20 protein-coding genes are annotated in these 23,798 nt (G+C 51.3%); 15 read left to right on the top strand and 5 right to left on the bottom strand.

Going from position 1 to position 23,798, the window contains the following annotated elements:
- The first annotated feature begins 49 nt into the window (after positions 1-49).
- The 8 genes from HY879_00645 (at position 50) to HY879_00610 (ending at position 12,345) form a co-directional block, all read left to right on the top strand.
- On the top strand, positions 50-1,339 hold the full coding sequence (locus tag HY879_00645; GenBank protein MBI5601842.1) for a TolC family protein: 1,290 nt from the start codon (positions 50-52) through the stop codon (positions 1,337-1,339).
- A gap of 524 nt (positions 1,340-1,863) precedes the next feature.
- Positions 1,864-2,691 (top strand): HDOD domain-containing protein, encoded by an 828-nt coding sequence (locus HY879_00640; GenBank protein ID MBI5601841.1) that lies wholly within the window; start codon positions 1,864-1,866, stop codon positions 2,689-2,691.
- 422 nt (positions 2,692-3,113) lie between these two features.
- A complete protein-coding gene (locus HY879_00635) occupies positions 3,114-5,852 on the top strand; it encodes a PAS domain S-box protein (protein MBI5601840.1) in 2,739 nt (912 codons plus the stop codon).
- 218 nt (positions 5,853-6,070) lie between these two features.
- Entirely contained in the window at positions 6,071-6,931 is an 861-nt protein-coding gene (locus HY879_00630; protein MBI5601839.1) for an IclR family transcriptional regulator, read from the top strand.
- A 303-nt stretch (positions 6,932-7,234) separates the two neighbouring features.
- Positions 7,235-9,391: a molybdopterin-dependent oxidoreductase gene (locus tag HY879_00625; protein ID MBI5601838.1), complete on the top strand. Its 2,157-nt coding sequence runs from the start codon at positions 7,235-7,237 to the stop codon at positions 9,389-9,391.
- A gap of 280 nt (positions 9,392-9,671) precedes the next feature.
- Positions 9,672-9,962, top strand: a complete 291-nt coding sequence (locus HY879_00620) for a GIY-YIG nuclease family protein (GenBank protein ID MBI5601837.1) — start codon at positions 9,672-9,674, stop codon at positions 9,960-9,962.
- Positions 9,963-10,037: 75 nt separating this feature from the next.
- A complete protein-coding gene (locus HY879_00615; protein MBI5601836.1) occupies positions 10,038-10,556 on the top strand; it encodes a 4Fe-4S binding protein in 519 nt (172 codons plus the stop codon).
- 229 nt (positions 10,557-10,785) lie between these two features.
- On the top strand, positions 10,786-12,345 hold the full coding sequence (locus HY879_00610) for an acyl--CoA ligase (protein MBI5601835.1): 1,560 nt from the start codon (positions 10,786-10,788) through the stop codon (positions 12,343-12,345).
- 25 nt (positions 12,346-12,370) lie between these two features.
- Here HY879_00610 and HY879_00605 read toward each other — a convergent pair whose 3' ends face one another.
- Positions 12,371-13,198 carry a glutaconate CoA-transferase gene (locus tag HY879_00605; GenBank protein ID MBI5601834.1) on the bottom strand — a complete coding sequence of 276 codons (828 nt, stop codon included), beginning with the start codon at positions 13,196-13,198 and terminating at the stop codon, positions 12,371-12,373.
- Positions 13,191-14,240 (bottom strand): CoA transferase subunit A, encoded by a 1,050-nt coding sequence (locus HY879_00600; GenBank protein MBI5601833.1) that lies wholly within the window; start codon positions 14,238-14,240, stop codon positions 13,191-13,193. Before HY879_00600 ends, HY879_00605 begins: the two co-directional genes overlap by 8 nt.
- A gap of 468 nt (positions 14,241-14,708) precedes the next feature.
- Between HY879_00600 and HY879_00595 the strand changes: the two genes are divergently transcribed.
- Both HY879_00595 and HY879_00590 read left to right on the top strand, forming a co-directional pair.
- The gene (locus HY879_00595; GenBank protein ID MBI5601832.1) at positions 14,709-15,965 is read left to right on the top strand and encodes an MFS transporter; all 1,257 of its coding nucleotides are present in this window, start codon (positions 14,709-14,711) and stop codon (positions 15,963-15,965) included.
- Between the two features lie 63 nt (positions 15,966-16,028).
- Complete coding sequence (locus HY879_00590; protein ID MBI5601831.1) at positions 16,029-16,874, top strand: SMP-30/gluconolactonase/LRE family protein; 846 nt, start codon at positions 16,029-16,031, stop codon at positions 16,872-16,874.
- Positions 16,875-17,179: 305 nt separating this feature from the next.
- Here HY879_00590 and HY879_00585 read toward each other — a convergent pair whose 3' ends face one another.
- The gene (locus HY879_00585) at positions 17,180-18,271 is read right to left on the bottom strand and encodes a 4Fe-4S binding protein (GenBank protein ID MBI5601830.1); all 1,092 of its coding nucleotides are present in this window, start codon (positions 18,269-18,271) and stop codon (positions 17,180-17,182) included.
- 301 nt (positions 18,272-18,572) lie between these two features.
- Here HY879_00585 and HY879_00580 point away from each other — a divergent pair, with 301 nt between their 5' ends.
- The 5 genes from HY879_00580 to HY879_00560 all read left to right on the top strand — a co-directional run bounded on the left by HY879_00580 (position 18,573) and on the right by HY879_00560 (position 20,783).
- The gene (locus tag HY879_00580) at positions 18,573-18,806 is read left to right on the top strand and encodes a hypothetical protein (GenBank protein MBI5601829.1); all 234 of its coding nucleotides are present in this window, start codon (positions 18,573-18,575) and stop codon (positions 18,804-18,806) included.
- Positions 18,807-18,810: 4 nt separating this feature from the next.
- Positions 18,811-19,056, top strand: coding sequence for a hypothetical protein (locus HY879_00575; GenBank protein ID MBI5601828.1), 246 nt, complete (start codon positions 18,811-18,813; stop codon positions 19,054-19,056).
- A 309-nt stretch (positions 19,057-19,365) separates the two neighbouring features.
- Positions 19,366-19,629 carry a hypothetical protein gene (locus HY879_00570; GenBank protein MBI5601827.1) on the top strand — a complete coding sequence of 88 codons (264 nt, stop codon included), beginning with the start codon at positions 19,366-19,368 and terminating at the stop codon, positions 19,627-19,629.
- Positions 19,626-19,736 carry a DUF3024 domain-containing protein gene (locus tag HY879_00565; protein MBI5601826.1) on the top strand — a complete coding sequence of 37 codons (111 nt, stop codon included), beginning with the start codon at positions 19,626-19,628 and terminating at the stop codon, positions 19,734-19,736. The genes HY879_00570 and HY879_00565 overlap by 4 nt, the downstream gene beginning before the upstream one ends.
- 576 nt (positions 19,737-20,312) lie before the next feature.
- Entirely contained in the window at positions 20,313-20,783 is a 471-nt protein-coding gene (locus HY879_00560; protein ID MBI5601825.1) for a PEGA domain-containing protein, read from the top strand.
- Positions 20,784-20,786: 3 nt separating this feature from the next.
- Here the strand turns inward: HY879_00560 and HY879_00555 are convergent, their stop codons facing one another.
- Together HY879_00555 and HY879_00550 are read right to left on the bottom strand one after the other, a co-directional pair.
- Positions 20,787-22,973, bottom strand: a complete 2,187-nt coding sequence (locus HY879_00555; protein ID MBI5601824.1) for a hypothetical protein — start codon at positions 22,971-22,973, stop codon at positions 20,787-20,789.
- A 192-nt stretch (positions 22,974-23,165) separates the two neighbouring features.
- The coding region (locus HY879_00550) for a response regulator (protein ID MBI5601823.1) at positions 23,166-23,798 on the bottom strand (633 nt) is incomplete at its 5' end.

Below are 23,798 nucleotides of genomic sequence, written 5' to 3'. Positions count from 1 at the left end.
AACCCTGAACCCTGATTTCCGACCCCCATATCATGAGCAGAGGAAGAGAATGAAAAAAAATTACCTGTGGTTATTTTCGATTGTCCTGTTGGGATTTATTATGAGCAACCCGCTATGGGCCGAGGAATGGGATCTGAAAACCTGCCTGGACCTGGGGCTGAAAAGGAATCCGGCTATCCAAGGGGCCTTGAATGCCATCGAAGGGGCGGAGGCCCGGGTGAAGCAAAACCAGTCCTCCTATTATCCCAACCTGTTTGCCGAGACGGATTACAGTCATTATAAAACCAGCACCTCGATAACCACTGGAAGCAGTCTTAGTGGGTTGAATACCGGTCCTAATGATCTAACGACCTATTATTTCGGCCTGTCTCAAAATATTTATGATTTCGGCCGCCGGGAATATAAGGTTATTGCCTCCAGGGAAGATCTGAAAACCTATCAATGGACCTTGAAAGATGTCCGGCTTTCGGTGATCGATAGCATTCGGCAATCCTATTATGGGGTTTTGCTGGCCCAGCGGGTCGTGGAAGTCCGTAAGGAAGATTTGGACAGGACCCAGGAGCACTTGAAACAGGCCCAGGGGTTTTATCAGGTGGGCTTGAAAGCCAAGATAGATGTGACTCAAGCTGAGGTAACGGTCATAACAGCCCAGAAGGCCTTGCTCCAGGCCGAAAACGATGTCCGGCAGGCCTGGGTTGCCCTGGCGGCGGCCATGGGCCTGACCCAACTCCCGGGGGCCATCTTGAAGGATGATCTGGAAACAGGGCCGGTAAACTGGAACCTGGAGGACTTAAAAAAAGAAGCCCTGGATAAGGACCCGGTATTAAACCGGTTGAGGGCTGTAATTTCTTATTGGCAGGTCCAGGAACAAGGGGTTCAAAGGGAATTTTGGCCCACCCTGACCGGTACGGCCAAATATGGATGGAATAACGGGTCAAATTATTCCAATGACGAAACCTGGAACCTGGGACTGCAATTAAACATTCCTATCTTTTCCGGGTTTCAAACCAAAGAGAAATTAGCTGAATACCGGGCAGCCTTAAGCCAGGCCAGGGCCAATGAAGGAACCCAAAAACTGCAAGTAGTCAGCAACCTCCAAAGCCAGTACCTCAATCAAGTCCTGGCCGAGAAACAGATTGAGGTGGCCCGGGAGTCCCTTCGAAGGGCCAAAGAAAATCTGGAGCTGGCCATGGGTCGCTATAAGGCCGGAGTTGGGGCCATGTTAGAGGTAACCGACGCCCGGACCTCCACTGTCCAGTCCGAGACCGATTATCACCAGGCCTTATATAACCATATCATTGCCCGCTATAAGGTTGAAAGGGCCATAGGAAGGGAGTAACCTTCAATAACCCACTGCGAAAGGTTCGTCCTCTAAAGCTTTCCAAAGAAAATTCCGATAATAGTAATAATGGTGAGTTCGTAAGAAGTCGCCGAAAGCAGCATTTCGTCATTCCCGTGGAAACGGGAATCCAATGGTTTTCAATAGTTACTTATGGTCTGGATTCCCGCCTGCGCGGGAATGACGAGTTTTTACGAGTTCATCAAAGTTGAAAGTTGCAAGATGCAAGTTTCAAGTGTAAGACCTTGAACCCTGTCCTTCCCCTAAGGATTCCAGGATTCGAGGGTTCAGCCGCTCGGCCCGCTCGGCTCCGCCGAGCTTCCGAAGAGGCTCCCTTTTGGGAGCCGATTCGTCGAGCTATAGAAAAGGTTCCCCACCGGGGAACCGCAGGGGTTTTAAATTCCAAGCCTTTCACTTGAATCCTTGGCCCCTGGACCCCTTGAATCCTTTTTCATGCTTCGGGGTGCCATCAGGGGCATGAGAGCTTATTATGAAAATAAGAAGCTTTTTAAGGAAAGAATTCCATGGATGCAACCGATGTTAAAAAGTTTTTGAAAGATATGGACGGACTTTCCACCATTCCTTCCATGTTCGGAAAGATCCGGTCATTTGTTGAAAAGGAAGACCCTTCCCTTAAAGAGTTGGAAGATTTGATCACCTATGACCAGGTCACGGCCGAACGGGTCCTCCGGGAGGCAAATTCCAGGCATTGCGGCCATTCAGGTCAGGTCCGGGACATCCGGCAGGCGATTATGCTCCTGGGTTTTAAACAGATTAAGGGCTTAGTGGCCGGGATGGGTGTACTGGAAGTCATCCCTTGTCCGGGATCGTTTAATATGAATAATCTGTGGTTTCATTCCTATGAGGTTGGACTGATCTCCTCGGTCATGGCGGACCGGATAACGATGACCTCCCCCGAAGAGTGTCTGCTGGCCGGGTTGCTCCATGACATAGGAAGGATTATTTTTTATTCAATCGATCATCAGAAATTTTACAAAATCGTAACAACAGATGACATGCTGGAAATAGAAACGGATCTTTTCGGCTGTACTCATGCCGAGGCCGGGGCCTGGTGGGCGGAAGCGGCCGGATTGCCCTCGGAGATTATCGCCTCAATCCGATTTCATCACTGCCCTTCAAAAACACTGGAATTCAGGGATTCGGTCTCGATCATTTCCCTGGCCGAGGCCCTGTCCCGTATGTTCGATCCCCGGATTGAAGATGACGGTTTGTGGACTGGAGAGCATGATGCCCTCCTTCTGGAACTTGGAATAGACAGTAATGATTTAGCCGTTATAGGTGGAAATTTTTTCGGTTCCAAGAAAGAGGCAGAGAAGTTTTTTAAGGCCTGAAGAATTTTTCCATCTGGTCATATTGGGTGGACCTTTTACAATTTATCATACTTGATGCCTATGTAAAAACTCGTCATTCCCGCGCAGGCGGGAATCCAGGTCATATGTAACCACTTAATCCCGCCTTTGGCGGGGCTGGATTCCCGTCTTCACGGGGATGACGACAATGTGAAAGTTCCACTTTATTACAAACTCGTCATACTTGCCAACTTTGTAAAAATGTGAATATAGCCCATTTTGTCCTTTCAATTCCTCTCTGATGATATTTCGACGGGAGGGAAAGATTTTAATTTGCCGCGTATTATAAGCTCCCTCCCCTTCGTTAGGGACGACAGAAGGACTATCAAAAAACTTGGCTTTATGGGGTTGTCAAAGTTGATGGACTTTTTATCGGTCCATCAAAGTTCAAAAGGAGTCAATATATGGCCGACAAACCGACTTATGAGGATCTGGAGAAAAGGGTCCAGGAGTTGGAGAAAGAGATATATGAACACCGGGAGGTCGAATCGGCTCTTGATAAAAACGAGAAAAAATTTCGTTTGATAGTCGAGAACGCCAATGAAGGGATCGTCATCGCCCAGGACGGTTTAATCCGTTTTGCCAATCCCAAGGCACAGGAGATGATCGGTTATCCATTTGAAGAGTTAGAAGCCAGGCCCATTATCGAATTTATCCATCCCGATGACCGGGACCTGGTGTTTGATCGACATCGTCAACGATTGGCCGGCGAACCAGTGCCGGATTTATATACTTTTAGGCTCCGGGCCAGGGATGGAAGGTCGATCTGGGTGGAAATTCGCACGGTTATCATAGATTGGGCGGGCCGCCCGGCGACCCTGAATATGCTCGCCGACATCTCTGAGCGCAAACGAGTTGAAGAAGCCCTTCGTCAAAGCGAGGAGAGTTACCGGAAAATCATGGAAATGGCCCCGGATGCCATTGCCATCAGCCGGGTCGAAGACGGCCGTTATCTTCAAGTTAATGAGGCCTTTTGCCGAATGACCGGCTACAGGGTAGAGGAGGTCATCGGCCGGACCGTCTTTGAGTTGAATCTCTATATTGATCGAGCTGATCGGGACCGACTTTTGGAGCCTTTGCGCCGCCAAGCCGGAGTGGATGGTCTCGAGTTCCGCTATCGAGTCAAAGACGGAACCCTATTGAACACCCTGGTTGCGGCCAAGCCCATCCGATTTCAGGGGGAAGAATGTCTTTTGGTCGTGGTAACAAATATCGACTCCTTTAAAAAGGCCCAGCAGGCTCTTTTTGAGAACCAACAGAAATATCGCCATATTCTGGAGAGTATGGAAGAAGGCTATTACGAGGTGGACTTGGCCGGAAACCGTACCTTTTTTAATGAGGCCCTTTGCACTATTTATGGGTATACCCCTGATGAAATGATGGGTATGAATTACAGGCAATATATGCCTCCCGAATCCAGAAAAAAAATTAAAGCAATCTATAATCAGGTTTACCGGACAGGGATTCCGAATAAAATAGTCGACTACGAAGTGACCACGAAAATGGGTTCAGTAAAAATGCTTGAAACCTCCGTCTCTCTGTTAAAAAATTCCGCCGGGGAACCTGCCGGCTTTTATGGAATTTCCCGGGATGTGACTGAAAGGAAAGAAAACGAAAAAGCCCTTCGGGAAAGCGAAGAAAAATATCGGCTCTTGGTTGAGAATGCTCATGATGGGATTTATATCACCCAAGAGGGGGTGGTGAGATTTGCAAACCCTAAAATGGAAGGGATGACCGGTTACTCAACAGAGGATTTGGCAAGCCGGCCCTTCTTGCACCTGGTTCATCCCAAAGATAAGGCCGCCTTTTTCGAACGAGAGCAAAAGAAGCCAGGTGATGAACAAGGCCCCGAAACTTATACTTTTAGAATGATCAACAGTAAAGCCGAAACCCTTTGGATGGAATTAACCACCGTTCCAATCGCCTGGGAAGGAAGGCCGGCAACCTTGAATTTTCTTCGGGACATCACCCCCCAAAAAAAAATGGAGGCTCAGTTTCTCCAGGCCCAGAAGATGGAGGCTGTCGGGACCCTGGCCGGCGGTATCGCTCACGACTTCAATAACCTTCTTATGGGTATTCAGGGAAACGCCTCTCTGGTCCTGCTGGATCTGGAAGCCAACCATCCCCATTACGGAAAGCTCCGGAGCATTGAGCAGTTGGTCCAGGGTGGGGCAGACCTGACCAGACAGCTTTTAGGTGTTGCCAGGGGGGGGAAGTATGAGGTTAAGCCTGCGGATATCAACAAGTTGGTGGCCATGAGTGTCGATCTGTTCGGCCGGACGAAGAAGGAGATCAGCATTCACAAGAAATTACAGGAAGCAGTCTGGACGATCGACGTGGACCGGAGCCAGATCGAACAGGTCCTGCTGAACCTTTATGTTAATGCCTGGCAGGCCATGCCTGAGGGGGGCGACCTGTTTCTGGAAACACGGAATGTAACCCTGGATGATTACTATGTCAGACCCTACGGGGGAGTACCCGGGAGATATGTCAGGATTTCGGTTACCGATACCGGAATCGGAATGGACGAAGCGACGCGGAAAAGGGTCTTTGACCCTTTCTTCACCACCAAAGATATGGGCCGGGGAACGGGGTTGGGCCTGGCATCGGCCTACGGCATCATAAGAAATCACAGCGGCATCATCAATGTTTACAGTGAAAAGGGGGAGGGGACAACCTTTAACATCTACTTCCCGGTATCAGCGCAGGAGATTAAGGAGGAAGCCTATAGGCCTGAAGAAATCTTGCAGGGGGTCGGGTCTATTCTCTTTGTGGATGATGAAAAGGCGATTTCCGATGTCAGCCATTTTCTTCTGAAACGATTAGGCTACCGGGTGATTACCGCCGGGAGCGGTCGTGAAGCCATCGAGATTTATCGGCGGGAAGGGAAGGATATCGATTTAGTTATCTTGGACATGATCATGCCGGAAATGAGCGGAGGAGAGACCTTTAGCCGGCTGAAAGAAATCGATCCGAACGTTAAGGTGCTTCTTTCCAGCGGATACAGTCTCAATGGCCAGGCCAAATCTATTTTGGATCAGGGCTGCAAAGGTTTTCTCCAAAAACCTTTCAATTTGGCGGACCTTTCCAAAAAGGTGCGGCAGATTCTGGAAGAGGGGAGAGGCGATACTCCCCCAGCTTGATAACTCTTGTCCGGACAACCCATAAATATTTTCTGACTCGTATTAGCTTTTTGAAAAACTGTTTTCACCGCAGAGCCGCAAAGAACGCAAAGGAGGACAAATTTTCTTTTTAAACACCTTTCCTGTAATTTTTCTTGACAGGTCACATTTCTGCCTGATATTGTATTCTACATACAAAATAATATTCTGCATACAGAACAAACAGTCTTCCATAAAGCATGGAGAGCAAGAAAGCCAAAAGAGAAAAAAGCGCCTATCAGGCCGTTGTTCCGGCGGTCGAACAGGCCTCGCGAATCCTCCTCTGTCTGGCCCGAAACGCCCCTTCCAGAATAAATCTCACTGATATCTGTAATAAAGTCGGTATCCACAAGAGTAAAGGCTACACCATTTTGAATACCCTTCAAAGGTTCGGCTTTGTCCAGAGAGAGGCCGATGGAAAGCTCTATTCCCTGGGGCCGGGCCTCATACCCCTGGGACGAAAGGTCCTGGACAGCTTGAATTATAAGGATGTGGCCGAGCCTTTTTTGGGAGACCTGGCTCAGGAAACAGGCAGTTCCGCCTTTTTTGGTTTGATTTCCGGTGAGAGTGTTTTTGTGGTCGGGAAACAGGAGGGGAACGGTGATATCGGTATTACCATCCGCCAGGGTCAAAGATACCCCATTACACACGGTGCCCATGGGAAGGCGATTGTCGCCCACTTGCCGGAACTTGAGCGTCAAAGAGTCCTGGCCGGGGGAAAACTGTTTTTCCATGGAGAACCGGCCCGGTTGGACCGGTTGCGTCTTGAAGGAGAGTTGGTCCGCTGTCGTCAAGAGGGTTACGCGGTAGACCTTGGAGAATCCAATCCACAGATCAATGCCGTGGCCTCCCCGGTTTTTGCCTCTTCTGAGCGGTTGATCGGTGTTTTATTTGTGGTGGGTCTGTTTCCAAAATCCAAAGTCCGGCAATATGGCCGGAAGGTGGTCGAGGCGGCCCAAGGGGTGTCGGCCCTTTTAGGGGCCGATGGGGAAGAGCTCTATGGATCTTTGAGTCGGAAGAGGGGTTCGGAGTTTAGCATTCGGAGTTCGGAAGTAAAATAGCTCAAAGCTCAAAGCTCAAAGCAAAAAAACGATGACAGGTGAAATCGATTTTCAGGCTTCGTGGCGACCCCAGGGTATGAGGGCGGCACTTTTCGTCATTCCCGAATTTCTTTATCGGGAATCCAGAGGTTTTAATTTAGTTTTGTGTCGCCTTGATTTCGGCCCCGATTAAGGCATTCGGGGACAGGCTTTACGTGGGAATGACGTCTGAGAAAATTGTTACGCTTTTATAATGTAGCACAGCCCCGCCTATCGCGGGGCTGTGTCCTCTTTAATAATTTTTTTTGAAAGGTTCAGGGTCTTATGGGTGCGTTCAGTTATTCCAATGTAGAACGGGAAATGGAAGTGTACGGCTATGATTCCATGGTTAAGAGCCATTGCCGCATGTGCCACGGCGGGTGTGGCGTCCTGGTCTACATCAAAGAGGGAAAAATCGCTAGGATTGCCGGGGATCCGGAATGTCCGATCAACCATGGTACCCTTTGCAGCAAAGGGCTGGCTTCCACCCAATTGGTCTATCACCCGGACCGGCTTACCTATCCGGTGAAACGAAAAGGTTCCAAGGGAAGCGGAAAGTGGGAGCGCATCTCCTGGGATGAGGCCCTGGATACGATCGCCGATCGGATTCTGGCCTATAAAGAAAAGTTCGGGGCTGAATCGGTGGTCTTCGGATACGGAACCGGCCGGGAGAATGAGGCGGTCATCTACCGAATCGCCAACCTGCTGGGGTCTCCCAATGTACTCACCGCCGGTCATTTCTGCTATGGCCCGCGGATCAGCACCAGTATCCTGACCTGCGGGACCAATCCGATCGTCGATTATGAAAACCACCCCAAATGTCTTATGATGTGGGGGAACAATGTGGTCATCAGCAACCCGGACTGTTACAAGGGCGAACCTTTTTCCGTGGCCCTGGAGGCCGGGGCCAAACTGATCGTGGTTGATCCCCGGCTGACCCGGGCGGCGGCCCGCGCCGATGTATGGCTTCAACTCCGGCCGGGAACGGATACGGCCCTGGCCCTGGGGATGGCTAATGTCATGATCCAGGAAGACCTTTATGACCACGAGTTTGTTGAGAACTATACCCATGGCTGGGATGCGTTTGTTAAGCGGGTGAACGAATATCCCCTGGAAAGGGTGGAGCAGATCACCTGGGTCCCCAAAGCCAGGATCCAGGAGGCGGCCCGCCTTTTTGCCACGACCAGGCCGGGGGCCATCCAGTGGGGCGTGGCTATCGAACAGCAGAATACCTGTGCCGACAATGACCGGATTCTCATGGCACTCATGGGAATTACCGGAAATATCGATGTGCCGGGTGGTCAGGTGCTCTTCAAGACCCCTCCCATCCACAATGTAGGCCGATTCGGGGCCCATGGGATGCTGGCCCCGGAGCAGGCGGCCAAACGCCTGGGCGGGGAACGTTTTCGTCTGGCCGACCGATTTGCCATCATCCAGCCCAAGGCGGTCTGGGATGCCATTATCGACGAGAAGCCCTATCCGGTTAAGATGCTCTTTTTCATCAGCTCCAATCCGCTTTTAACCAGGGCCAACGCCAGGGAGGTTTATCAGGCCCTGGAAAAGGTGGAATTCATGGCCGTCTCTGATTTTTTTCTGACGCCCACCGCGGAATTAGCCGACATTGTATTGCCGGCCGCCACCTGGCTGGAGATGGATTATATCGGCGATTTCTGGAAACGTCATGGCCGACTCCTGCCGCGCCGCAAGGTCGTCCAGATCGGAGAGTGCCGCTCCGATCATGAAATGCTTAACGATTTGGCCCATCGCATCGGCCAGGGGGAGTTCTGGTGGGAGACCTTCGAAGGGGGCCTGGATTATATCCTGAAACCCATGGGCCTCACCTGGCAGGAATTCAAGAAGATGGACTGCATTCGGGGCGAGGTCAAATACGAGAAATATAAAGAGGCCGGATTTTCCACCCCTACCCGGAAGTTCGAGCTCTCAAGCACCACCCTGGAGAAGATGGGCTATGACCCCCTGCCGCAATTCAGGGAACCGCCGGAAAGCCCGGTCAGTACACCGCAAGTATATGGGGAATATCCGTACATACTGATCACCGGTGCCAGGCAGCCGGGATTTTTTCATACTGAGAACCGGCAGGTCCCCTGGCTCAGGGAACTCCACCGGGACCCGATGGTCGAGATCCATCCCGATACTGCGGCCAGAGAGGGCATCGGTGAAGGAGACTGGGTCATCATCGAATCCCGGCGTGGCAAGGTCCGGCAGCGGGCCAAATTGTTTTCCGGGATGGACCCCAGGGTCGTTGCTGCCCAGCATGCCTGGTGGTTTCCTGAAAAAAAGGACCCGGGCCACGGCTGGGCCGAGTCGAACATCAATATCCTGACCGATAACGCCTACGAAACCATGGACCCGGCCATGGGGGCCAGCAGCATCAGGACGTTGCTATGTAGGATCTATCCGGAAGGAAAGGATAATGGTTAAAGGGTTATCCCGTCACGACAGGATGAAATGTGAATATTGAATATCGAACATCGTAACAATTTAGCCCTTTGAAAAACTTGAAACTTTTACTTGAAAATCCTGACTTTCTTGCAAGTCATTCCGGCGAAAGCCGGAATCCAGGTATTATGCTGAGCGAAAAGAACCTGGATTCCGATTTTCACCGGAATGACGTCATGCGCAAAAATTACTGTCGTTGTGTATAAAAGGCGAGATTTCATTTACGTCATTCCGGCGAAAGCCGGAATCCAGGGAGGCGGGAATGGATAAACAACCTGCGGTATACATTATGGCAAGTAAGAGAAATGGTACTCTCTATATTGGCGTCACTTCAGATCTGGTCAAAAGAGTATGGGAACACAAAAACGATATGGTAGAAGGATTTACCAAACGTTATCAGGTTCATTTATTGGTTTGGTATGAATTACACGAAAATTTTGAATCCGCTATTGAGAGAGAAAAGCAATTGAAAGAATGGAAAAGAAAATGGAAATTGGATTTGATTGAGAATATGAATCCAGGATGGAAGGATTTATATAACCAGATTTTCTGACTGGATTCCGGCTTTCGCCGGAATGACGTTTTGACTAAATTGATGTCGATAAGGAAAAGGGAGATGTGTTAGATTATGAATAAATATGCAATCATGATCGATCAGAAATCCTGCTGGGGTTGCAAGACCTGCGAGGTGGCCTGCAAACAGGAAAATCAAGTCCCGGATGGGATTAAATACATCTCTGTTTCGGAACAGGGTCCCCAGATGGTGGACGGCAAACTGGACTTGGTCTACCAGGTCCGTCTCTGCCGTCATTGTGATGACCCGCCCTGTCTGGAGGCCTGCCCGGTTGAAGCGATCACCAAGCGGGAGGATGGCCTGGTCATCCTGGATTACGAAACCTGTACCGGTTGTGCGGCTTGTGTCGAAGCCTGCCCGTACCAGGCCATCGCCTTTGATGAACAGGCCGGAGGGGCCCGTAAATGCAACCTTTGTTTTCACCGGATTGATAAGGGGCTGATTCCGGCCTGTGCTGATAATGTCTGCCTGGCCCATTGTATTTACTTCGGTCAAACCGATGAGGTGGAATCGAAGAGCGCTGATAAAGCCTGGTTAAAGGAGCGACTGATTACGGATGGGAAAAGGCGATAATTTAAAGGATCAATGAAGTCGTTAGGAGTCTCAGGGCCGTCACCCCGGCGAACCCCGGATCTGGTCCGGGGCAGGCGCCGGGGTCCAGACACCGTCTCGGTGGAAACCGGCAACCAAACCATTGAACCTGGATTCCGACTTTTGTCGGAATGACGAAAATGGACGATACCGGACCTTTTGCGAAACCATCAGGATCGGGTTAAGGAGAAAACGGATGGCTGATGTCTATATCCATATCGGAGAAATGCTGGCCCGCAACGGTCGGAGGTATGCGGATGATATCGCCCTGGTGGAACGGATTCCCGGAGAAAAAAAGCGCCTGGAGATCACCTGGAAGGACTTGGACCGTAAGGCCAACCGGGTGGCCGCCTTGCTTCGGGAAAAGGGGATCAGGAGGGGCGATAAGGTCCTGCACCTCATGCACAACTCCATCGACTGGCTGGCGGCCTATTTCGGGATTATTCGTACCGGTGCCTGGGTGGTGCCGCTCAACTTCCGTTTTAGCAGCGCCGACATCAAATATTGCGCGGATGTGGCCGAACCTAAGATCTTCCTTTTTGGTGCGGAATTCACCGAGAGGATAGATCCTATTCGGAATGATCTGCCTTTTGTTGAGACCTTTATCTGCGCCGGAGACGACGTTCCTGCTTATGCCGAATCCATGGCTGTCGGTCTGGACAGGGCCTTAGAAGATCCCTTTCCCCTGGAGATAACCCCGGATGACCCTTGCGGACTTTATTTTACTTCCGGGACAACCGGCCAACCGAAACCAATCCTCCTGACCCACAAGAATATGGTCTGCGCCTGCATCACAGAAAATCTCCACCATGGCCAGACCCGAAAAGACAACTTCATCCTTATCCCGCCGCTTTACCATACCGGCGCCAAGATGCACTGGTTCGGGAGTTTGATTGTCGGCGGACCGGCGGTCATACTCAAAGGCTTCTCACCCCGATGGGTCCTTGAGGCGGTCAGCGAGGAGAGGGGCACCATCGTCTGGCTCCTGGTCCCCTGGGCCCAGGACATACTGGTCCAATTGGACAGCGGGGAATTGAAACTGGAAGACTATGAACTTTCCCAATGGCGTCTCATGCACATGGGGGCCATGCCCATACCGCCTTCGCTCATCCAGCATTGGCGGCATTATTTCCCGGATATGGCCTATGACACGACCTACGGCCTCAGCGAATGTGCCGGGCCCAATTGCATCCATCTCGGCGTTGAAAACAGCCATAAGGTCGGGGCCATAGGGAAACCCGGTTTTAACTGGGAAGCCCGGATCATCGATGACCAGGGAAATAATGTTTCCCAGGGAACACCGGGAGAACTGGCCGTACGCGGGAATGGCGTCATGAGGGAATACTACAAAAATCCCGAAGCCACAGCCAGGGCCTTAAGGGATGGCTGGCTCTCAACGGGCGACATCGTCCGGGAGGATGAAGACGGTTTTATCTATATCGTGGACCGGAAGAAGGATATTATTATCAGCGGCGGTGAGAATGTCTTTCCCGTTGAAGTGGAAAATTTTTTTCACACCCATCCGGCGGTCAAGGATGTAGCCGCCTTCGGCTATCCGGATGAACGGCTGGGAGAAATCGTCGCCCTGACGATCGATCCGAAACCTGGTATGGATCTGACGGAAGAGGAGGTCCTGGCCTTTGCTGAAAAACTGCCCCGCTACAAACGGCCCAGGAAGATCTTTTTCGGCCTGGTGCCGAGAAGCCCTACGGGAAAGATCGAGAAGCCGAAGCTGAGAAAGGAATACTGCGGTCGGGAAGAGGCGGTGTAAAGAAAGGCGCAAGGCTCAAGGTGCCTTACGCCTTCTTTGTGCATTTTTCGGCCTTCCTGGACAGATAGGCCAGACCGAGCTCCAGGCGGAGCTCCCGGCCGATGATTTCCGCCGGTGCGAAACGACGGATGAATTCGATTTCCTCTGAGGTGGGCGGGACGGTTTCAGTCAGGTCCCGGGCGACCTTGAGATCCCAGGGCACCTCCTGACGCACATTTTCCAGTTTAACGCCCGGATGGATCTGGGCCAGATAGATCTCCTTGGTCTCCGGATGGAACTTAAAGACTCCTTTAGGCGATAGCAACATGGTCGGTCCTGTCCCCGGAGGGAAAAGTCCTGATTTGTCCCGGCTGTCCCCGCCGTCAAGATATCCCGGAGAGGTAAGGTAATCGAGCTTTTCCCTAAACTCCCCGCCCCGCATGGTCAGGATAGTCCGTTTGGCATAGGAGATGAAGTCCGCTGCACCGCCCGATCCGGTCAGCCGTAATCTGGGGTTGTAATAATCGCCTACCACTGTTGTGTTTACGTTTCCGTATTTATCCACTTGGGCAACACCTAAGAAGCAGACATCCACAAACCCCCGGTAGGTCATGGTGAAGGTCGAGAAGAGGTCGGTGGCATAGGAGAACCCCCGGCAGGCATGGGCATCGGCGATGTGATTCAGGGGGATCAGCGGTTCGAAGTCGATGATGCCGGATTCCATCATCAGCACGGCGTGGGGGGCATGGAGGGCCTTGGCCAGGGCCCCGGCCGTGGTGGGCAGTCCCACCCCCAGAATGATATGGTCATAATCGCGAATCTCCCGGGCTACGGTGATGATCAGGAGTTCGTTGAGGGTGTAGGGTTTATTCATAAAGTAATCCTTTCTCCTTGATGATCCCTTCCAGTTCTTCCAGGGTGACGCCCAAAGACCGTTCCAGACCGGAATCATCCCAGATGGAGGTGAAGGCCGATCCATAGTTGGCCGGTGCCGAAAAATAGGATTTGGCCTTGATATCGGTCAGGATCCCGCTTCCAAATCGCTGAATATAACGGGACAGGTAGGCCTCCCGGTTCGGGCAGCCATAGACCCATTCGTCAAGCCAGGCCTCCAATCCCTCTTTTGTGGCCGCGGCGGCCACGAACAACCCGTACATCAAGCGGTCCTGATTGTAATAGCCGAGCACCTCTGTGGGGTGTGCCCCCCAGGGGACTTCGACCACAGCATCCACTCGGTAGGCGGGAATAATGGTCAGGTGGGGGCTGGAGCGGATTACTTCATGGTCGACGATTTCTTCACAGGAAACGATAATCCGCTTGCTGCACAGGGCGGCGGCCGGTACACTACCGATAGACCCCCAATACTGGGCATTCCCGTACCGGTCGGCCCGTTGCACATGGACGATGCAGACGTCCGGGTTGGCGGCCGGCACCGTCAGGATGTCTTTACCGGTATAGGGACACTGGATTACCCGGTACTTGTCCTCCCCCATAAAACCGCGTATTCTGAAAAGATCGGTAGCCATGATCCCTTCAAAAACCTGCATGAAAGAAAAACCGTGCATCCCGGCCATAAGCCGGGCATTATAATTGAAGTTGGTATAATCTTCTAATTCCAGGGTCTTGGCCTGAAGTGCCCGTTCAACTGCCGATCCGCCGTTTTTCCCACCCGAACGCAGGACGTAAGTGGTCACCAGACGGTCCACACAACCGGCGGCCACCAGGACCTCCACATCCAGGATACCCGACTGGGAATAGACCAGGAGATTTTTCTTTTTTTGGCGGGCCACCTCATAGACCAGTTCGGTGCAGGTACCCACGGTATAGTTGCCGATGATGAGCTCGGCACCGTCATGGACGAATTTTTCGATGGCCTTAGAGCAACTCATGATCTTATTATTATTTGGTTCTGCCATTTCTTCTTTCCGCTATCTTCTTGAAAATATTTTTGTGTTCAATTCCTTATTACAAAATGGCGGGCCGGTCAAGGAGAAAAAAGGTTTATAATCTTCATGCCCCGTTGAGACGTCACGAAACATGAAAATGGGTTTCGCCGAACATTATTGATGAACTTGCAAAACGTCATTCCCGTGTAGGCGGGAATCCAGACGACATAAAACCAATTAAAACCGCTGGATTCCCGATAAAGACATTCGGGAATGACGAAAAAAGTGCCGCGGTACTATTAATGCGGAGCTATTTTCGAACTAAAGATTTGACGTTGTTTTGAAAGGAGATATCGGGTATATTAAAAATTTTGGAAAAAAGCAAAAGACGACTCAGAGGTAAGGACTTTTCTATTGAATACTCATTCTCCTGAAATAATACCATCCCAACAATCCTCAAGCGTTCCCCAAAGAGGCTTTTACGGCTGGAGGATTATCATGGCCGGCACGGCCATCCTCTTTGTCTCTTCGGGGATCGGCTTCTACGGGCACGGGGCCATCCTGGATCCCTTGCGGGCCCAGTACGGCTGGTCCAAAGGGGTCATCTCTACGGCCATTTCCATGTATTTTGCAATTACCGGTGCTATGGGAATGGTGATCGGGCGACTCATCGACCGATACGGGTCAAAACCAATATTGATCTGTGGGGCGGCGACCATCGGAATCGGCTTTGTTCTCCTGAGCCGAGTGACCCAGATCTGGCAGTTTTTTGCGGTTTATTTCCTCATGGCCATGGGCTGGAGCGGTAGCTCCCTGATGCCTGTCAACACTCTGATCGCCAACTGGTTTTTTCGCCGCCGGGGATTCGCCATGGGATTGACTATGACCGGACTGAGCCTGGGGGGGATGGTCATGGTCCCTTTTGCTGTTTATCTTACCTCCCACTTCGGTCTCCGGACGGCCTTACCGATCCTCGGGGCCGTATTTTGGCTGGTGGTCATACCGACCGCGGTTTTTGTCATCAAACAGCGTCCTTCGGATGTGGGCCAATTCCCGGACGGAGAACAGCCGATGCCGATTTCCGGAAAAACCCCAGGCGAACGAGAAAGTTATGCCACTCAAATGCGGGTCTGGACCAGAGTCGAAGCCATGGGGACCACCGCCTTCTGGGCTATTGTGGTTTCCTTTCTGTTGACTTTGGGCGGACAGATCGCTTTTCTGGTCCACCAGGTGTCTTTCCTCAGTGAAACCCTGGGGGCTATGGGAGCCGCCTCGGCAGTGAGCGTTACGGCCGGGGCCAGCATCATCGGCCGCTTGTTCCTGGGACCGTTAGCGGACCGGACCGATAAACGGTATGTGGCCATGTTCTGCTTTTTTATCCAGGGCGTGGCTATTCTGGCTTTGTCCACTTTTCGCCAGGCGGTGGTTCTTTATCTGGGGACTTTTGCCTTCGGCCTGACCATGGGCGGGATCGTCATGATGCAGTCCCTTCTTATCGGAGAGTGCTTCGGCATAGTTTCTTTCGGGACCATTATGGGTTTGTCCGGCCTGTTCTCGATGCTGGGAGCGGCCTTTGGCCCAGCCATCGCCGGACTCATCGTGGATGCCACCCAGGACTACAGAGTGGCTTTTATTATATTTGCCGTGGCCAGTTTTTTGGCCATGGTGTCTGTTTTTTTCGCCAAACCACCCGCACCGGTGGCTGTCCCTTGCCGTCCCTGCATTAAGCCCTGCCCTGCGGGTTCGGGGGAATGAGTTCTGTGTTTGGAGTTAGGAGTGAGGAGTGAGGGGCGCAGTTGATAAAACGTGGGTTGATTTATGATCTATGAAACTGCTGTCCTGGCGGAAGGCCTCCTGTTCCCTGAAGGTCCCCGCTGGCATAATGAAAAACTATGGTTCTCCGACATGCACGACTGTTGGGTCAGGACTGTTGATCTCAGTGGTAAAATGGAAAAGATTTTCGAAGTGCCCCATTCGCCTTCCGGCCTGGGTTGGCTTCCTGACGGCCAACTGCTGGTGGTTTCCATGATAGATCGCCGCCTGCTACGGCTCGATCCCGAAGGGCTCTCGGAAGCGGCCGATTTGATGGATCTGGCCTCTTTCTATTGCAACGATATGGTGGTCGATCAGCAGGGCCGGGCCTATATCGGAAATTTTGGTTTTGATTTGGCTGCCGGTGCCCCGTTGGCCCCGGCAGAAATTGTGCTGGTATTCCCGGATGGCCGGGCGCGGATAGTGGCGAAAGACCTCCTTTTTCCTAACGGCTGTGTCATCACACCGGATGGCCGAACTTTGATCGTGGCCGAGACCTTCGGCAACCGTCTGACGGCTTTCGATATTGACCCGGACGGCTCTCTTTCCAACCGCCGCTTGTGGGCCAATCTGGAAGGTGTTCATCCCGATGGGATCTGTCTGGATGCCGAGGGGGCGGTCTGGGTAGCCGCCCCCAGTCCCGGTTTGGTTCTCCGTGTCCTTGAGGGCGGCAAGGTTACCGACCAGATGCGGGTATCGACCAAACCCTTTGCCTGCATGTTAGGCGGTCCGGACCGCCGTATCCTTTTTGTCTGCACATCAGGTTCTTATATTTCAGATGAGGGTAGACCTCGGGCCGGAGGGCGAATAGAAATGGTCGAAGTCAAGGTCTCCGGTGCGGGGCTACCGTAATCAACTACGGAATTTCAATTTTTGGTCTGTTTAGCTTTTTGAAAAACTGTTTTCACCGCAGAGGCGCAGAGACCGCAGAGAAGAAAATTTATTGATTGCCGTTGAGGGGCCGGCAATCAATAAGCTTCGCTACCCTTAGGCCGGCTTCCAAACGGAAGCCTTTGATTTAGGGCGACGAAGTCGACCGCATAATTATTGGCCGGAGGTCAGGACTGGTTAGTACAATCCCGCCTCTCACGGGATTGTACTAAAAAAAAATTCTCTCTGCGTTCTTCGCGCCTTTGCGGTAAATAATAACATTCTTTTCAAACGGCTAAAGTCTTACTAATTTTTTTATTTAAATTCTCTGTCTTCCCCTTAAGAATGGCCATTCCCAATTCAAAGGTATTTTTAAACGGTTCCTGCCGGTCGGCCCTCAGGTGCATGGTGATGGCCTCGGTGGGACAGACGCCGGCACACAGACCGCAGCCGAGACATTTATCCCGGTTGACCCAGGCGGTTTCATCCAGGGATATGGCCTTGACCGGACAGCGGTTCAGGCACTCTTCGCAGGAAAGGCAGGTCTCTTTATCCACCACGGCCTCATACAGGGCATTCATGTATTTTTGTTTGTCATGGCCTTTGAAGACCATCCCTTTCATCGAGGCGCAGCAACAGGGACAACAGTTGCAGATATTGGACAGATGGGCGGTATTGGCCCCGGCATGGACCAGACCGGCCTTATCGGCCTCTTCGAGAATTTGAATGGCCTCGTCGGCCGTGATCTCTCTTCCCATCTTGTTTTCTATATAGTATTCCGCAGCCACTCCGAAGCTTAAGCAGGTTTCCCGTGGATAATCACATCCGTGTCCAAGGAGACGGGTCTCTTTCCGGCAGATGCATTCGGCAACGGCTATTTTCCGGGCGGCCCGAACTTCCTCTTTGAGCTTTTCAAAAGGGAAGAACACCAGATCGGCATCGATTTTTCTGGTTATAGGAATAACTTTGAAACCCGGTATATTGCTGGCCCCCATTTCATCCTGATAGGCTTCATCGTAATATTGCCGGCAAAGTTCGGCTAATTCCCGATCCATCCTTTCCACCGAATACTCATACAGACCGATCATAAAGGGGGCGATGTTGTATTGGGTTTTTCCCTGGCGGCGAAGCCTGAAAAGAAGCCCTTTCCGGGCCATGGCTTCCAATTTTTCTTCCAGTCCGTCAAGGGATACACCGGTCCGCACGGCGATTTGTTGGGGGTCTTCAGGAAAGGGAGTCACCAGGAGGGCCAATTCTGCCTCCGGCTCGGAAAATAATTTTCTGAGAATTTTTATTTCAACCCCGGACTGCGTTTTCGGAAATCCCAGGGGCAATTGGTCCAGATAGGCCCGCAATTTTTCAAAGGGATCATTCGGCATGGCTTTTATCCTTTTCTTCGTAGGATAGGGGAATTATCAATTAAACCGATAAGTAGCACTTTTTTCTTTTGATTACAAATTTTTATTGATTTTTTGTTTGATTTTTGCGTTGATAAAAGGGGGATCAAGAGCGACAGGCTAAGGGGAGAGATTTTCTCCCCCCCCCCCTGTGAAAAAGGGAGGTCGAGAGAGACCATCGTTAGACGCGCATGTCTGATAGTAGCTGACTACTGGTGGCAGCGAGAGAGATCCATGTCAATCCTGGAAGCCTTGACGGGTTATAAGAAAGAATGGATGAGCTTTGAAATTTGAAGTTATTAGCCAAATTGAAGCAATCGAGGTTATCGCAGTCGGGACCGGCATCCGTAATTTGGCATATCTTGAAAAAATTTATGGATCGGGGCGATGGAGAAAGCTCAAGGGCGAAGCTCAAATCAGGCTTCTCAATGGAAATATCAGGTGGGTTGAGTTACACGGGTACGAAGCTCATGGGATTGGCCGTAAAGATATCAAAATTAAACGTTACTTGGAATAAGTCAATGATTAAACACAATAAACATTTCGCCATCTGTGTCGACAATGCCGATTACGAAGCCTCTCTGATCTTGAGAAAGATTTATGAGATCATTCCGGATGAAACAGCCGCCAGGGACGATCTTTTAAGAATTGTGGATGAGAGCGGGGAGGACTACCTCTATCACAAGAGTCATTTTGTAGTGGTGGAGTTTCCAGTTGAAGTGGAGCATGCATTGCTCGCGGCGCAGGGTTTGACCGCGCGGCAGTAATTGATGCGCGAGTGGAAATAGGATTTCAGAAAACGCTACGAAGTCAGGACAATGCGGATAGGTGTGGTCTGCGGAAGGAAGCAGTTAGCGGGACAACACGAAACGCTGACAATCGCTTCAACCCGAAACGGCTCCTATCAGTTTATGGTAAAATTCAACCCTTATATAGGCCTGTAAGCGTTCCATAGAATGGACTTCCGAGGTTTTCCTATGAAACACGAGGAATTACTTCTGGGATGGGGACGTTGTTCAATTCATTCAGAAAACCATTAACCCGTTCCAGATATTGTCCGTCTGGTGGGGATTTATGTGGGTGTACAAGAGAAAAACATCTCGATGCCATTCAGTGAAATTGAACTGAAGCTTATTGAAAACATAGTCGGAAAATTGCCTGAGCGGAGATCCCCGGCGCATCTTCGCGATAAACTGCGGACGATCTTTAAAGTCGAAGGGCAGGATGTATCCGTTTACGAGGAAAGACCAGGCTGGGATAATCCGCAAGAATGGACCAGTTCGCCTATGGCCAAATTTAAATACATCAAAAAAATAATGTCTGGAAACCCTATCGGATGAGAAGAGACCTGAAAAGGCATTCTTACGAAATGCCCCAGGGTACAAAAAGTCTGGAAGCCCTGGTCAAAGAGGTGGATAGCGATCTCCACGGAGCATTCTTTGTCTGATTTAAAACAGGAGGAAAAATGAACGAATTATTGAATTGGTATGACGGACTGGAAATTATTTCTAAGGTATTGATCAGATGTTTCGTAATGGGTTTCATATTAACCCTATTTTGGTTTTGCCTCTTTTTGTTTGGCGGGGATATAGGCTTTAAGACACATTCTAATTTATTCCAAATATCAAGGCATGAATACGATATGATGAATTACTATGGGATGGCTTTTGTGAAAGCCTGTAATTTCATATTTTTTCTATTTCCGTACATAGCAATCAAATTGGTATTAAAACGAAAGAGGGGATAATAAACGAACCTGGATACAGCCAATCCCCCAAACTGCGGCTCAGGCTGATCCCGGTGTTAAACAGAATCGACAGGTAAAGCAATCTTGACATTATATGCATCAAAGGTTTTTTGGGTTGGCAAAATAAATATGTCAAACGTATTATAATAAGAATGAAATATAATAAAAATGAAATAGATTACTTTTTCTTCCCTCTGCCCAGGAAGAGTCTTAGAATTAGGTTCAAGGTGCCAGGAGATTTAAGATAAGGGTGAAAATAAATCGGAAGGAGGGCTGATGATTTTTCTAAAAAAAAGTTCTAAAATTACCAAGTATATACTCTTCTTTTCTGGGGTGCCTCTTATTTTGGCCTTTGGCGCACAGGTGACGGCCGCCGCTCTGACTACAAACCCTCAACCTAATGGGTCCCAAGGGACCCTGGTGCAATGGACCCCTTATCCCACTCCTTATCCTTACCCCCAACCCTACCCGCCCAGTTATTATCCCCCTTCATCGGAATCCTACGGAACTCGGGATGTCAGACCTTCCGGTTGGATTTTTATCGAAGTCGATCCCCCTGATGCGACAGTATTCATAGACGGAAACAAACTGGAGCCCTCGAAAGACAACACTTATGAGGAGGGGGTCCTTACCGGCATGCATAAGGTGGTGGTGAAAAAATCCGGGTATCAGGATTACCTGGAGATCGTGACCGTTTCAACCGCCGCCACCCAGAGGCTGATGATCCGGCTGAAAAAGATAAGATAGGGGTTAACGGGGCCTTTCCTGTTGTCCCGACTTTTCCTGGGGCTGCTCCTGGGACCGAGGCGGTTTGGTCTGCTCCGGTGTTTTTTGGAGTTCAGCGGGCTTCCCCGCCCCTTCAGGTTTCAGGCGTTCAGGACGTGGCTGTTCGGGCCGTAGAGGTGGGGGCAGGGGTCTGCTCATGGCCGGAGGTTGTCCTTGAGGAACGGGTCTCGGAGGAGTGATCCGTTCAGGTTTTTCAACCGGTTTAGGTTGTGGACCTGCCGGTCTTTGTTGTTCGGGGCGCACCTGTTCAGTGCGTGGTGGTTGAGGTTCAGGTCTACCTGCGGCCGGAGGCTGTCCGGGGGAGACGGGTTTCGGCGAAATGTTCCGTTCACGTCTTTCGATCGGCGCGGGCTGCAATTGCGGAGCCGGTACTACTGGCCTTTGCCGTTCGGGACGTACCTGTTCGGGGCGTGACGGCTGAGATTCGGGTTTGTCCGTTACCGGTGGTTGCCCGGGTTGGGCCGGCCTGGGGGGAGCGATCCGCCCGGGTCTTTCAACCGGCGCCGGTTGGACTTGCAGTGCCGGTCCCGAACGCTCCGGCTGCCTTGTTTCGGGCCTTTCGATCCGAGTTGCCGCCGGGTCTTCTCCCCGTCCTTTGATTTCCCTTGGCGGGAGCCTTAGCTCGGATTTCGGCCGGTTCATCTGATCGGCCGGGACGAGATAATTCATGGCCTTTGGGGCCTCGATCCGTGAAAGGCGGTCGGGTCTGCCTTCAGGGATCTTCTTTACCTGCTCGCGGAGCAAGACCGGATTTTCTCTCCGGCCCTCATGGATGACCCTTTCATTCTGCCTGATTCGGTTTATTACAGTAAGATGAGGTTTCTCGTTTACTCTTGCGGTTGTGAAGTTGAACCGTTGTCGCAGGTCCCTATAATCGGTTATTACCGTATCATTGATTACCGGGGCAGCCCGGTAGCGGCTGACGATGGCGTTCTGGTTCATATCGGTCACGCGGACATTCCGGTAGGTTCGGACGCCGAAGAAATGGTCCCGATTGACGACAATGGCCTGGCTGACATAGGTATAATTACGGACATCGACGTGGATCCGGGTGATGTTGACCTGATTGACGACGATGGTATGAGGGCCTCCCCAGTTACGGTGGCAGTAATAGGGCTCATGGGGGGACAGGGGGATCCAGCCCACATGGGTTCCATGATGGATCCAGGACACCCTTCCGGGATACCAGAAAAAACCCACATTGAGCAGGGGGAGACCCCTGCTCACCACAGCCACCGGCGGGGCCCAACACCAGCGATGGTTCAGGTAGATCCAGTTCCCGTAATGATGGGTAAGATACCCGAAGGGTTCAGCCGGGATCCAGGTCAAGTCCCCGTACCAATCGGTCCAGCGGCCCACGGTGAAAGGCGACCAACCAGGGCCAATGGCAATAGGCCGCCAGACCCAACAGGGTTGACCTTGGTAATAGACGTTTTCCCAGGTGCCGTTCTCATCAAGGGCATGGGCGTCATAATGAAGGCTGTGGGGAAGATATTCGGCAGATCTTGCCCCGGCGCTGGTTTTGGCCGCCCAAAAGTTTTCACGCCTGGCGTTCCATCGATCCCATTCAGGGTCGACGGTCCCCTCGCCGGAGACCACCAGTTGCCGGTCGGCCAGGATCGATGAAGAGCCTGCCGAGACTTCGTACCTGGCGTTGGTTGCCGAATGGATGAAACCGACCTTTCCGCCCAGAGCCACCACTTCCACAGAGTTTTCGCCCACATAAAAGTCGAAGACCGCCCCTGGATCGGCCAGGACATAGCCAAAGGGACAGGTGGATTTGACGACCGTATGAGAGCTTTTGTTATAAAAACGGGCCACACCGGAAGCCACATCCGTTTCGGACAGGTCGGAATACAGGGCGATGAATTGCATCTGGGTGCCCTTCCCCATTCTGACCCAGGTCCCGTTGGGGACGATCAATTCCGCTCTCCCCTGGCTTCCCGTATAGAAGGTATCCCCCGTAGTGAAGGGGGCATCTTTGACCACAGCCACCCAGTCCTGTTCGGCATCAATAAACCTAAGAAGGCTCCCTTTGATATAATAGACACGGCCTACAGTGGTGGCCGGCTCATCGGCAGCCGAAAAGGGGGGGAACAAGGCCGACAAGGCCAGACATAAACCAACCCACACGCCTATCCATCGGTTCATCGTTAAACTCCGTTATCTGAAATATCCGCTGATCATCACTGCGGCTTTTGCATCTTTTTAAATGATTAGACCATCAAAAGAGTCAGAAGGTAAATAAGGCGCATACTTTATTTTTTTATATATAATGCTGTACGTTGGCAGGGGTAGGGGGGATTTTAATCTGTGGGGGGTAGGGGCTCTTTAATTCCATTTTCATTCTATGTGTCGTCCCCCGGGACCCTGAGGGTTTAATACCTGATAGAGGGTTTCACTCAGGGCGGCGACACTGAATGGCTTGGTGACTCTGCCCTTAAATCCATACTTCTTGAATTCGGATAATACCGGATCACCGGAATAGCCGCTCGAAACGATGGCCTTTACCTGGGGATCGATTTCCAATAATTTTTTGATGGCCCTTTTTCCCCCTACTCCCCCGGGGATAGTCAGGTCCATGATAACGGCATCAAAAGGAGTTCCGGAATTTTTCGCTGATTTATATTTTTCAAGGGCCTCATGGCCGTCATAGGTTATTTCGACCTTATAGCCCAACTCCCCCAAAATGTCGGTTATTACCTGGTTGACCAGAGGATCATCATCCATTACCAGTATTTTCCCGAAACCCGGCAAAGTTTTTTCAGCCGATGCCGATTGTTCCTTCCAGGGGCCGGTAGCCGCAGGAAGATGAATAATAAAAAGAGTCCCCCGGTCAGCCTCTGATTCAACGGAAATTCTTCCATCGTGCCGGTGAATGATGGAATAGACCGTGGCCAACCCCAGGCCGCTTCCTTTGGGCTTGGTGGTAAAATAGGGGTCAAAAATCTTGGGCAATATGTCGGAGGGGATGCC

Source organism: Deltaproteobacteria bacterium (assembly GCA_016219225.1).
Taxonomy (GTDB): domain Bacteria; phylum Desulfobacterota; class RBG-13-43-22; order RBG-13-43-22; family RBG-13-43-22; genus RBG-13-43-22.
This window is presented reverse-complemented; position numbering and strand designations above follow the sequence as displayed.